9 protein-coding genes and 2 pseudogenes are annotated in these 12,361 nt (G+C 70.7%); 10 read left to right on the forward strand and 1 reads right to left on the reverse strand.

Annotation, left to right across the window (positions count from 1 at the left end):
* The first annotated feature begins 18 nt into the window (after nucleotides 1–18).
* The 5 genes from GA0111570_RS00420 to purB all read left to right on the forward strand — a co-directional run bounded on the left by GA0111570_RS00420 (nucleotide 19) and on the right by purB (nucleotide 5,853).
* On the forward strand, nucleotides 19–834 hold the full coding sequence (locus GA0111570_RS00420; RefSeq protein WP_092605258.1) for a nucleoside phosphorylase: 816 nt from the start codon (nucleotides 19–21) through the stop codon (nucleotides 832–834).
* Nucleotides 835–932: 98 nt separating this feature from the next.
* The gene (locus tag GA0111570_RS00425; RefSeq protein WP_092605260.1) at nucleotides 933–1,613 is read left to right on the forward strand and encodes a DedA family protein; all 681 of its coding nucleotides are present in this window, start codon (nucleotides 933–935) and stop codon (nucleotides 1,611–1,613) included.
* Nucleotides 1,614–1,776: 163 nt separating this feature from the next.
* Nucleotides 1,777–2,850, forward strand: a complete 1,074-nt coding sequence (locus GA0111570_RS00430; protein WP_092605262.1) for a PfkB family carbohydrate kinase — start codon at nucleotides 1,777–1,779, stop codon at nucleotides 2,848–2,850.
* Nucleotides 2,851–3,088: 238 nt separating this feature from the next.
* Complete coding sequence (gene purD, locus GA0111570_RS00435; protein ID WP_092605264.1) at nucleotides 3,089–4,345, forward strand: phosphoribosylamine--glycine ligase; 1,257 nt, start codon at nucleotides 3,089–3,091, stop codon at nucleotides 4,343–4,345.
* Nucleotides 4,346–4,419: 74 nt separating this feature from the next.
* Nucleotides 4,420–5,853 carry an adenylosuccinate lyase gene (purB, locus tag GA0111570_RS00440; protein ID WP_092605266.1) on the forward strand — a complete coding sequence of 478 codons (1,434 nt, stop codon included), beginning with the start codon at nucleotides 4,420–4,422 and terminating at the stop codon, nucleotides 5,851–5,853.
* A gap of 78 nt (nucleotides 5,854–5,931) precedes the next feature.
* On the opposite strand, the gene GA0111570_RS00445 is transcribed toward purB, so the two are convergent.
* Nucleotides 5,932–6,942: a diacylglycerol/lipid kinase family protein gene (locus tag GA0111570_RS00445; RefSeq protein ID WP_175557252.1), complete on the reverse strand. Its 1,011-nt coding sequence runs from the start codon at nucleotides 6,940–6,942 to the stop codon at nucleotides 5,932–5,934.
* Nucleotides 6,943–7,134: 192 nt separating this feature from the next.
* On the opposite strand from GA0111570_RS00445, the pseudogene GA0111570_RS00450 reads away from it, so the two are divergent.
* The 5 genes and pseudogenes from GA0111570_RS00450 to GA0111570_RS17515 form a co-directional block, all read left to right on the forward strand.
* Nucleotides 7,135–7,989, forward strand: a pseudogene (locus tag GA0111570_RS00450) (phosphoribosylaminoimidazolesuccinocarboxamide synthase); the annotation flags it as partial.
* A 264-nt stretch (nucleotides 7,990–8,253) separates the two neighbouring features.
* The gene (locus GA0111570_RS00455) at nucleotides 8,254–9,480 is read left to right on the forward strand and encodes a TIGR04053 family radical SAM/SPASM domain-containing protein (RefSeq protein ID WP_245702954.1); all 1,227 of its coding nucleotides are present in this window, start codon (nucleotides 8,254–8,256) and stop codon (nucleotides 9,478–9,480) included.
* Nucleotides 9,479–9,733, forward strand: a pseudogene (gene purS, locus GA0111570_RS00460) (phosphoribosylformylglycinamidine synthase subunit PurS); the annotation flags it as partial. The gene GA0111570_RS00455 and the pseudogene purS, both read left to right, overlap by 2 nt.
* The gene (gene purQ / locus GA0111570_RS00465) at nucleotides 9,730–10,407 is read left to right on the forward strand and encodes a phosphoribosylformylglycinamidine synthase subunit PurQ (protein ID WP_092605276.1); all 678 of its coding nucleotides are present in this window, start codon (nucleotides 9,730–9,732) and stop codon (nucleotides 10,405–10,407) included. The pseudogene purS and the gene purQ, both read left to right, overlap by 4 nt.
* Before the next feature lie 4 nt (nucleotides 10,408–10,411).
* Nucleotides 10,412–12,328, forward strand: coding sequence for a hypothetical protein (locus tag GA0111570_RS17515; RefSeq protein ID WP_175557253.1), 1,917 nt, complete (start codon nucleotides 10,412–10,414; stop codon nucleotides 12,326–12,328).
* Nucleotides 12,329–12,361 lie beyond the last annotated feature (33 nt).

Consider the following 12,361-nt stretch of genomic DNA (forward strand, 5'->3'; position numbering starts at 1 on the left):
TACGTCCGAGGAGGAAGCATGGCCGGGGAACCCATCGATCGGGGATTCGGGCTCGACTCGACCGCCGACATCGCGGACGACCTGGACCAGGAGGGGATCCTGGAGCCCTCGGCCATGTACCCGCCCTCGGTCGTGCCGGACACGGTGGTGCTCGCCTTCCTGCCCGAGACCGTACGGTCGGTCGGGCAACGGGAGGGGTCGCGGGTGTGCCGCCACGTCAGCGACATGCTCGAGCCGCGGCCGCTCTACGAGCGGGACCACCGCGGGGTCCGGGTCGGCTTCTGCTACCCGGCCATCGGTGCCCCGCACACGGTGATGATCATGGAGGAGCTGATCGCGCGGGGCGTGCAACGCTTCGTCGCGGTCGGCTCCGCCGGCGTGCTCGTCCCCGACCTGGTGCTGGGCCACCCGTTCGTGGTGACCAGTGCGCTGCGCGACGAGGGCACCAGCTCCCAGTACGCACCCCCCGCGCCGGTGATCGAGGCCGATCCGCTCGGCGTCCGCGCCTGCGAGGAGGCGCTCGACGAGGCCGGGGTCGGCTTCAGTGCCGGGCGGGTGTGGACCACGGACGCCATCTACCGGGAGACCCGCGGGCGGGTCGCGCGGCGGATCGCGCAGGGCTGCGCCCTGGTGGACATGGAGGCCTCCGCGCTGCAGGCCGTCGCCCGCTACCGCGGGGTCCGGATCGGACAGATCCTCTTCAGTGCCGACACCTTGGTGGGCGAGGCCTGGGACTCGCGGTCCTGGAACCATGCCGCGGACGTGCACGAGACGCTGTTCTGGCTGGCCATGTCGGCGGCGGTGAGGCTCACCGAACTTGACACGGATCTATAGCACCTCTTCCTGGGAACAAGCTGAGGAAGATCTTGATCTCGTTTCACTCACGGGATCCGCTTAGAAGTTTCACAGACTTCGGGTCGACCATCGAAAGCATGGACTTTCTCGCACTCACGCCCTTGGCCATTCCCGGGTTGCACTACCTCGGTGACCCGGCAGCCCTGCTGCACCAGCTGGGGCCATGGGCGCTGGTCGGGATCGCCCTGATGGTCTTCATCGAGTCGGGGCTGCTGTTCCCGTTCCTGCCCGGCGATTCGTTGATCTTCACGGCCGGACTGCTGCACTTCTCCCTCGGGTTGAACCTCTGGGTGCTGATCGGGGTCACCTTCGTCTGTGCGTTCCTGGGCGACCAGGCCGGCTACTTCCTTGGTAGCCGGTTCGGTCGCGGCCTGTTCAAGGACGACGCCCGCGTCCTCAAGACCGAGCACCTCACCCGCGCCGAGCAATTCTTCCACCGCTACGGCGGCCGCTCGCTGGTGATGGCTCGCTTCGTCCCGGTCGTCCGGACGTACGTCCCGCTGGTCGCCGGCATGGTGCGTCACCCGTACCGCCACTTCCTCGGCTGGAACGCCCTCGGTGGGCTGCTCTGGGTCGCCATCATGTCGATCGCGGGGGCGACCCTGGGTGGCTTCGCGATCATCGCCAACCACGTCGACGTGATCGCGATCGTGATCGTGCTGGTCTCGCTGATCCCGGTGTTCCTGCAACTGCTCGCCACGCGTCGCGACAGCGGTGCGCGCCGGGCCGTCGAGTCCGTCGAGTCCGAAGAGGTCTGAGCCCTCGGACCGCCTGCCTCACCTCCCCGACTGACCCGAGCACCGCGTCCAGTCCTGTTCCGTTCTTTCCTGATCACTGCCAAGTCCCGGCAACTTGCTGCCCGAGGACCGGCGGTGTCCGTACGGTCAGGAAGAACCGTGAGTCGATCAGGAAGGTCCAACCATGCAGCTTCGTGAGGATGCCCAGTGGGCGCTCGTCGTGCCGACGTCGATGGGTGTGCGCATCACTCCTGAGAACCGCCAGCCGGTGCATACCGCCGACCACTTCCTGATGCAGGTCACCTCCGCCGAGACCAACGTCGCCTCCGTGGTGTCCTACCTGGGCGAGCCGACCAAGGTGCTGACCTCCTTCGTGGAGGGCTCGCCCATCTCGGCCATGATCAAGTCGAACCTGCTGTCCCGCCACATGTCGTACGAGGGCAAGGACCTGCCCCAGGGCGACGCGTGGGGCCTGCGCCACCAGTTCAACATCGCCGACGGTGGCTTCGGTGGCCGCGGACCGCGCGTCTGGAACGACCGTTCCGGCGAGGTTGGTCGCGAGCTCAGCGTCGACCAGTTCGACCTGGACCGGATCTTCGGTGACGAGGGCGTCAAGATCCTCCACATGTCCGGCGTGATCGCCGCCCTGTCGCCCAAGACCTCGAAGTTCTGCGTCGAGCTCGCCAAGGCCGCCAAGGCCCACGGCACCGTCGTCGCGATGGACCTGAACTACCGCGCCTCCTTCTGGAAGGGCCGCGAGGAGGAGCTCTCGAAGGCGTTCCACGAGATCGCCGAGGTCTGTGACATCCTCTACGGCAACGAGGAGGACTTCCAGCTCTGCCTCGGCATCGAGGGCCCGGAAGCCGGCGGCAAGTCGATCGACGAGAAGATCGAGGACTTCAAGGCGATGATCGGCCGGGTCCAGAAGGTCTACCCGAACGCCAAGTACATCGGCACCTCGCTGCGTGAGGTCGTCTCCGCCAACCACCACAAGTGGGGCATGGTGCTGTGGGGCGAGGGCGAGTTCGTCGTCTGCTCGCTGCGCGACATCGACGTCATCGACCGCATCGGCGGCGGCGACGGCTCGGTCGGCGGTGTGCTGTACGGCATCCTCAAGGGCTGGACGGTCGAGCAGTGCGCCCAGTTCGGTTGGGCCACCGGCGCCCTGGCCGCTACCTCCCTCTACGACTACGGCGCTCCCGCCGACGAGGAGCAGGTCTGGGCCATCTGGAAGGGCAACGCGCGCGTCAAGCGCTGATCCTGGCCAGGAGATCCGACACAGCCGCGGATGCTCTGCCCAGTTGCGGACCTTACAAGGTCCGCAACTGGCGGTAGCGTCCGCGGCTGTCGTGCTGCGTGCTGCGTGCTGCGTGCTGCCCGGCGTCCGCTGCCCGGTCCGGCATCCCACGCTGTCGTGCTGTGCGCCAAGGTGCCTGACCGCCGTCAGGTCGACCGTCCGACGGGCATCGCCGGAATCGGTAGGCTTAGGGACTGTGATGCAGCCGAAGTCAGTTCTCGTCGTCGGGTCCGGTGGCCGCGAGCACGCGCTCGCCCTGGCCATCAGCCATGATCCCGCCGTGGCGAGCGTGCATGTCGCCCCCGGCAACCCCGGGACGGAGTCGTTCGCCACCAACCACCCGGTCGACCAGAACGATCCGGCCGCCGTCGCCGCCCTCGCCACCCAGCTGGGGGTCGAGCTCGTCGTCGTCGGTCCCGAGGCCCCCTTGGTGGCCGGCGTCGCCGATGCAGTCCGCGCGGCCGGCATCGCCTGCTTCGGCCCTTCCAAGGAGGCCGCCCGCCTGGAGGGCTCGAAGGCCTTCGCCAAGGAGGTGATGGCCGCCGCGCACGTCCCGACAGCCGCCTCCCGCGTCTGCACCACCCCGGAGCAGGCGGCCGCGGCGCTCGATGAGTTCGGCGCCCCGTACGTGGTCAAGGACGACGGCCTCGCCGCCGGCAAGGGCGTCGTGGTCACCTCCGACCGCGCCGAGGCGCTGGCCCACGCCGCGGCCTGCGGGCGCGTGGTGATCGAGGAGTACCTGGACGGCCCCGAGGTCAGCCTGTTCGCCATCTGCGACGGCCAGAACGTCCTGCCCTTCGACCCGGCCCAGGACTTCAAGCGGGTCGGCGACGACGACCGCGGCCCCAACACCGGCGGCATGGGTGCGTACACGCCGTTGCCGTGGGCCCCGGCCGACATCAAGCAGCAGGTCGTCGACACGGTCATCCAGCCGACCGTCGACGAGATGGCCCGCCGCGGCACCCCGTTCGTGGGCCTGCTCTACGCCGGGCTGGCCCTGACCTCCAAGGGCCTGCGGGTGGTGGAGTTCAACGTACGCTTCGGGGACCCGGAGACCCAGCCGCTGCTGGCCCGGCTCTCCACCCCGCTGGGCCAGGTGCTGTATGCCGCCGCGACCGGCCAGCTCGACCCCGAGGTCCCGCTGCGGTTCGGTTCCGGCTTCGCGGTCGGTGTCGTGCTCGCCGCGCACGGCTACCCGGACAACCCGCGCAAGGGCGACGTGATCGTCGGCCTGACCCCCGACGTCAAGGGCGTCATCCACGCCGGCACCGCCCGCAACGAGAAGGGCCAGCTGGTCTCGGCCGGCGGCCGGGTGCTGACGGTCGTCGGCACCGGCGACTCGCTGCCCCAGGCCCGGTCCAACGCCTACCACCGGCTGGAGGACATCCACCTGCCCGGCGGGTTCTTCCGCTCCGACATCGCCCTGCGCGCGGCCCGCGGCCGGATCACGCTCTGAGCCAGCCGCTGCCCCGGCGGCCCGTCGCCGGCAGCGATCATCCCGAGCCCCCACCTCGCCCCGAAAGGCCCATCGTGACCGTCCCCAATGTCCTCGCCACCCGCTATGCCAGCGAGCAGATGCGCCGCATCTGGTCCCCGGAGAACAAGATCGTCGCCGAGCGCCGGCTGTGGATCACCGTCCTGGAGGCCCAGCGCGACCTCGGCGTGAACTTCGGTGGCGACGACCCCAACGCGGTGATCGAGGCGTACCGCCGCGTGGTGGACCAGGTCGACCTCGACTCGATCAACGAGCGCGAGAAGGTCACCCGGCACGACGTCAAGGCCCGGATCGAGGAGTTCTGCGCCCTCGCCGGCTACGAGCACATCCACAAGGGGATGACCTCGCGCGACCTGACCGAGAACGTCGAGCAGTGGCAGACCCGCGAGTCGCTGAAGGTGGTCCGGGACCGGATCGTCAGCGCGCTGGCCCAGCTGGGGCGCCTTGCCACCCAGTACTCCGACCAGGCCATCGCCGGGCGCTCGCACAACGTCGCCGCGCAGATCACCACCCTCGGCAAGCGTTTCGCGACCGGTGCCGACGAGCTGCTGGTGGCGTACACCCGGATCGAGGAGCTGCTGGAGCACTTCCCGCTCCGCGGCATCAAGGGCCCGGTCGGCACCAGCCAGGACATGCTCGACCTGATGAACGGCGATGCCGGCAAGCTTGAGGAGCTGGAGCGCCGGGTCGCGGACCGGCTGGGCTTCACCGAGGTGCTCACCTCCACCGGGCAGGTCTACCCGCGCTCGCTCGACTTCGACGTCGTCTCCGCCCTGGTGCAGGTCGCCGCCGGTCCCTCGAACGTCGCCATCGCGATCCGGCTGATGGCCGGCAACGAGCTGGTCACCGAGGGCTTCCAGCCCGGCCAGGTCGGCTCCTCGGCGATGCCGCACAAGATGAACACCCGCTCCTGCGAGCGCGTCAACGGCATGTCGGTGATCCTCAAGGGCTACCTGTCGATGATCTCGGAGGTGGCGGGCAACCAGTGGAACGAGGGCGACGTCTCCTGTTCCGTGGTCCGCCGCATCGTCCTGCCCGACTCCTTCTACTGCCTGGACGGGCTGTTCGAGACCTTCCTGACGGTGCTGAACGACTTCGGCGCCTTCCCGGCCGTGATCGAGACCGAGTTGCAGCGCTACCTGCCCTTCCTGACCACCACCAAGGTGCTGATGGCCGCCGTCCGCAAGGGCGTGGGCCGGGAGCAGGCGCACGAGGCGATCAAGGAGAACGCGGTCGCCGTCGCCCTGGAGATGCGCGAGACCGGCCGCAAGAACAACGACCTGTTCGAGCGCCTGGCCGGCGACGCGCGCCTGGGCCTGTCCAGCGAGGAGCTGGCGGGCCTGGTCACCGACCCGCTGGACCTGACCGGGACGGCCCGAGGCCAGGTCGAGCGACTCTCGGCGCGGATCCAGGAGATCCTGGACGCCCACCCCGACGCCGCCGCGTACGTGCCGGGGTCGGTGCTCTGACGGTTCACTGCTGACCGCTTCGGGGCCCCGGGTTCTTGATCGTGCACCGTCCTGGGTGCACGATCAAGAACCCGGAGCTCAGCGCCCGGCGCGATCCGCGTGCGGCGAACCCGGCGCCTGCTCCGGCGGCGGAGTGGTGGTCCGCACCCGCAGGGCGGACCGCTCGATCGTGCACCGGAACGCCCGCACCTCGCCGAACAGGTCGCCGTCCAGCTCGAACGGCTCGGCGTGGGTCAACTGGATCTCCATGTCCTGGCCGATCAGGTAGTGCAGGGCGCGGATCGGCTTGTCCGGGCCGGTGATCTTGCGGGCCACGTCGCTGCGCCGCAGCACCGCGTGCTGGGCGACGCGCCCGACGATCTGCAGCCAGCCGAGCAGGCCGCCGGGACGCAGCAGCACCATCTCCAGCCGGCCGTCGTCGGCGCGCGAGTCCGGCAGCAGCACGATCCCGCCGGGCAGCTCCCCGCAGTTGCCGATCATCGCCGAGTGCACCCGGGCGCGCCGGGGACGGTCCTGGTCGACCCGGTACCGCACCCGCAGCCGGTCCCCGCCACCGACCGACCTGCCGAGCGCCTGGACGTACGCCAGGATGCCGGCCTTCTTCTTGAGGTCCTCGTCGGTGTTCACGATCATCTGCGCATCGATGCCCACACCCGCCATCACGACGAAGTCGGCGCTCTCCCGGCTGCCGTCGGGGCGGATCACGTCGACGGTGGCGATGTCGATCGACTCCTCGGTGCCGCCGAAGGCCACCTCCACGGCCTCCTCCATGTCCAGCGGCAGGTGCAGGTTGCGCGCCAGCAGGTTCCCGGTCCCCTGGGGGATCACCCCCATCGCCGCGTCCAGCCCGTGAACCCCCTGGGCGACGCAGCGTACGGTGCCGTCACCGCCGCAGGCGACCACCATCGACGCGCCGCGCTCGACCGCCTGCAGGGCCTGCCCGGTGCCGGGATCCTCCTCGGTGGTCTCGATCCACAGCGAGGGGCCCCAGCCGTGGGTCTCCTCGGCGGAGGAGATGGCCGAACGGAGTGTGTCGAGGTCCACCTTGGTCGGGTTGTACACGATGGCGGCGCGCCGTGAGGAGTCCATGGGCCCAGTCAACACCAGTGCGGTGCCGGTGGGTTGGACGCTCGGGGATCGGCGGGGGTGTCGGGCCGGGTCCGGTCGGGTCGGGCGCCGTACGTCGGGATCCCGTACGCCGGGATCCCGTACGTCGGGCATCCCGTACGTCCCGTGGCGCCTACGCGGCGGGGGAGGGGCGGGTGGTGGCAGGATGGCCCCGTGAGCCAATTCGCGGAACTGGGACTACCACTGATCCATGCCGGCAAGGTGCGGGAGCTCTACGCCCTGCCCGAGGACGACCGGATGCTGATGGTCGCCACCGACAACATCTCGGCGTTCGACTGGGTACTGCCCTCGACCATCCCCGACAAGGGGGCGATCCTGACCCAGATGTCGCTGTGGTGGTTCGACCGGTTGCGCGACATCGTCCCCAACCACGTGATCTCCACCGAGGTGCCGGCTCTGGTCGACCGCCGCGGCTTGGTCGTCGAGAAGCTGCAGATGATCCCGGTCGAGTGCGTTGCCCGCGGCTACCTGACGGGTTCCGGGTGGGCCGAGTACCAGCAGTCCCCTACGGTCTGCGGCATCCCGCTCCCCGAGGGCCTGGTCGACGGGTCGCGGCTGGAGGAGCCGATCTTCACCCCGGCCACCAAGGCCGAGCTCGGCGAGCATGACGAGAACGTCGACTTCGAGACCATGGTCGGCACCGTCGGGCGCGAGACGGGCGAGGCGATCCGCGACCTCACCCTGCACATCTACCGCGCCGCCGAGGAGATCGCCCGCGAGCGCGGCATCATCCTGGCCGACACCAAGTTCGAGTTCGGCGTACGCCCCGACGGCACGATCGTGCTCGCCGACGAGGTGCTCACCCCTGACTCCTCGCGCTTCTGGGATGCCAAGACCTGGGAGCCGGGCGGGCGCCTGGACTCGTACGACAAGCAGTTCGTCCGCAACTGGCTGCTCAAGGAGTCCGGTTGGGACCGCAACTCCGGCCAGGCCCCGCCCGAGCTGCCGGCCGCGGTGGTGGAGCAGACCCGCGAGCGCTACGTCACGGCGTACGAGCAGCTGACCGGGATGTCGTTCGACTGATCCTGTGCTGTCGCGCTGCCCTGGCGGGGCGGGTCCGGGCTGGTGCCGTTGGCGTTGCGGACGTTGTGCGTGCCTGCTGCCGTTACAAGGTCCGCAGCACCGAAGAGCGTCCGCATCGGGTCACCCACGTGGCCGCTACGGGGGTGAACCAGGTCCGCATCCGCCCGCCGGGCGCACCCGGGTCGCGCGCCGAGTCCCGGGAGCTTATTATTCACGGGAAGACCGTGGAATAGGCTGATCGGAGACGCCATGACGACGAGCACTCGCACCATGCCCCCCAGGGTCGTGCGGACCCAGCACCAGGACATCGACGAGAAGCCGTTCATCGTCATCTGGGAGGTCACGCGGGCCTGCCAGCTGGTCTGCAAGCACTGCCGCGCCGACGCCCAGACCCGTGCCGATCCGCGCCAGCTGAGCACCGAGCAGGGCAAGGCGCTGCTGGACGACATCGCGCAGTGGGACACCCCGCGCCCGCTGGTCGTGCTCACCGGTGGGGACCCGTTCGAACGGGCCGACCTGGCGGAGCTGGTGGCGCACGGCTCGGCCGCCGGCCTGTCGGTGGCGTTGTCGCCCTCGGTCACCCCGAAGTTCACCGCCGACCGGCTGGCGGGCCTGCACGCCGCCGGCGCCAAGGCCGTCTCGCTGTCCCTCGACGGTGCCAGGCCCGCCACGCATGACGCCTTCCGCGGGTTCGAGGGGACGTACGCGGCGACCCGCGAGGCCGCCACGATGGTCCGCGAACAGGGCATGCGCCTGCAGGTCAACACCACCGTCACCCGCGACAACGTCGGTGAGCTCCCGCAACTGCTGGCCGATGCCCTCGAGATGGGCGTGGGCCTGTGGAGCGTGTTCTTCCTGGTCCCGACCGGTCGCGGCCAGCAGCTCCAGGCGCTGGAGGCCGACGAGGTCGAGGACGTCCTGCACTGGCTGGCGGATGTCTCCTCCCTGGTGGCGATCAAGACCACCGAGGCGCCGCAGTACCGCCGGGTCGTCATCCAGCGGGCCCGCGCCCGGGCCGAAGGGACCGCGATGCCGGCCACCGGCGCCCTGCACGAGCGCCTGGTGGCGGACACCGTCTCCGTGCTGGGTCACCCGATCGTCGCGACGCGCGTCCCGCGGCCGCCGATCGACGTCAACGCCGGGCGTGGCTTCGTGTTCATCGACCACACCGGCGACGTGTACCCCTCCGGCTTCCTGCCGTTCAACTGCGGCTCGGTGAAGGAGGCGGGTCTGCGGGCCATCTACCGCGATTCCCCGACGCTGCAGGCGCTGCGCCGGCCCGAGCAGTTCGGCGGCGCCTGCGGGGTGTGCGAGTTCCGCGAGGTCTGCGGCGGGTCGCGCTCCCGGGCGTTCGCCGTCGCCGGTGACCTGCTCGGGTCCGACCCGTCCTGCGTCTGGCAGCCCGCCGCTGCCGCCCCGGCATCGGCGTCGTCCCACGGATCCGGTGTGCCATCGCGGACCGCCGGGAGGCGCTAGGATCAGCGCCATGGCCCGTGTAATTGTTGACGTGATGCCCAAGCCGGAGATCCTCGACCCCCAGGGCAAGGCAGTCACCGGCGCTCTCGGCAGGCTCGGTTTCCCCGGACTGTCGGTGCGGCAGGGCAAGCGTTTCGAGATCGAGGTGGACGGAGACGTCACCGAGGAGCGCTTGGCGGAGGTCCGCGAGGCGGCGGAGCGCCTGTTGGCGAACACGGTGATCGAGAACTTCGACGTCCGGGTCGAAGAGTGACCACCCGTATCGGCGTCGTCACCTTTCCCGGCACCCTCGACGACAGCGACGCGGCGCGCGCCGTCCGGCTGACCGGCTCCGAGCCGGTCGCGCTGTGGCACGGCAACGACACGCTCGACGGCGTCGACGCCGTGATCCTGCCGGGCGGGTTCTCGTACGGTGACTACCTGCGCTGTGGCGCCATCGCCCGCTTCTCGCCGGTCATGGGTGAGCTGATCAAGGCCGCCAACGACGGCATGCCCGTCCTGGGCATCTGCAACGGCTTCCAGGTGCTGGCCGAGGCCCACCTGCTGCCCGGCGCGCTGATGCGCAACGCCTCGCGGACCTTCATCTGCCGCGACCAGAAGCTGCGGGTCGAGTCCCGCGACTCGGTCTGGTCGAACGCGTTCGAGGTCGGCCAGGAGATCACCATCGTGCTGAAGTCCGGCGAGGGCAACTACATCGCCGACGCCGAGACGCTGCAGCGCCTGGAGGACAACGACCAGGTCGTGTTCCGCTACATCGGCAACCCGAACGGTTCGGCCAACGACATCGCCGGGATCACCAACCAGCGCGGCAACGTGGTCGGACTGATGCCACACCCGGAGCACAACGTGGATCCGGACGCCTCGCCGACCACCGACGGCGTCCCGTTCTTCACCAGCCTGGTCAGCTACCTGCAGCAGGTGTCCTGACGCCGTGGCCGCCAGCACGCCGGGTGCGGGACTGACTCCGCCCGGGGACGGAGTGGTGCGCGCGTCGGGCTGGTCCCGCCCGCGCTGGCTCCGGCACCGCTGGCTGCGACACCTGGTCGGCCTGGCCGTCCTGCTCGGCGTGCTGATGGTCGTCGCACGACCGGTGCAGGTCACGCCCGTACCCGTCTCCACCTCCCGTCTTGTCGTGATCGGGGTGGGGGAACGCGGTGAGCTCGGCCCGGTCGACCGTACGGTCCTCGAGTCGCGTTCGACGTCCTCGGCGTACGGCGTGGTGGCCACCGACCGCAACATCGGCGAGTGCGTCTCCGCGGCCTGGCTCAGCCTCGGCACGGGCCGGCTGGCGAGTACCGGTGCCGAGTGCGAACCCCAGGTCACCCTCTCGCCCGGCGTACGACTCGGCGGGGTGGGCGGCGCCGCCGTGACCAACTGGCAGCAGCTGGCATCCATCAACAGCGCGCTGACCCTGGACCTGGGCCGCAACGAGCGGCGCCTCGCCGACGCCACCGAACCGACCGGCGACCGGTGCATCCTGGCCGTCGGCCCGGGAGCCGCCCTGGCCGCGGCGGACCGGGACGGCACGGTCCAGCGCTACTCCGACCTGGCCGCCTGGCAGGCCGGCGGTTACCCCACCGACTGCCGGGTCACCATCGTGGACGCCGCGGTGTCCTCCGGGGAGGCGATCCGCCACCTGGTCGACGCCCAGCGGGCCACCGTGGTCGTCGTGGGGCTCGGTCCGGCCGGCCCCCTGGTGCGCGACAGCGGCGGGGTCCCCCGGGCGGACAAGCTGAAGCTCTCCTCGGTCCAGGCGGCCTACCGGGTCGATCCGGACGGCACCGCCCGGGCCGGTGCGCTCTCCTCGGAGACCACCCGCGAACCGGGCGTCATCACGCTGTCCGACGTCAGCGCCGCGATCGCCGATGTCCTGGGCGGCCAGGACGCCATGGTCGGCCCGACCCGTGCGGCGTCGTTGGGCGTGGTCCCCGGACCGGTCTCGGCCCAGAGGGCCGCCGACCTGCTGCGGACCGTGTCGGTGCTGCAGGACCGCCGGCCCATCCTGCTGGCCCACGGCGGCGTGCTGGTCGCCCTGCTCCTGGTCTCCGCCGTGATGGTGCTGCGTCGCGCGTGGCGCCACGCACCGATCCTGGGTGCCGCCCTGACCACCTGGCCGATCGCGCTGCTGTCGGCAGGTGCGGTTCCCTGGTACGCCGCCCACCGCCCCGTCCTGGCCGGCATCGCCGTCGTCCTGGCGGCCTGGCTGGTCGCGACGGTGCTGGCCCGGCTCCTCACCACTCCCCGGCGCCCGGCCGGGATCGCCGGCGCCGCCCTGGTGCTGGCCGCCACCGCCGCCTCCGCCGCGCTGGGCGATGCCTGGCAGTGGGGGACGCTGCTCGACTCGACCACCGCGCTGGGGCCGGACTGGGTGGGGATCGGCCCGGGTGCCGCCGCTATCTGTGTGGGGTCGGCCCTGTCCATCGCGGCCTGGTGGGCCGATCGGCTGCCCAAGCGCGACAGTGTCATCGCGATCGTGGCCCTGGTGGTGCTGTGCGGCATCGTGCTGCTGCCCAACGTGACGTACGCCGTCGCGCTACTGTGCGGCGGCGTGGTCCTGACCTTCGCCGACACCGCGCGGAGCTGGGTACGGGCCGCCATCCCGTGGGCGGATCCGCTGTTCGCCGGCAACTCGGTGGCGACCCTGGTCGCGGCGCTGGTCGGCACCGCGCTGCTGTTCGTCGACTCGGGCACGATCCTGCTCCGGGCCGCCCCGGAGACCCCGATCTTCGGTGGCCTGATGATGGGCTGGCTCGGTTGCGTGACCTTGGCCATCTGGCTGGAGATTCGCGCCGCCGCATGGTTCACCGCGCGCGACGCCGGGCAGTTGCCGGCTCCGACGTCGCTCTGACCGAGTTCCGCTGTCCGCCTGAAGCCTCCAGAC

It is taken from the genome of Raineyella antarctica, from assembly GCF_900092135.1.
In the GTDB taxonomy this organism is placed as follows: domain Bacteria; phylum Actinomycetota; class Actinomycetes; order Propionibacteriales; family Propionibacteriaceae; genus Raineyella; species Raineyella antarctica.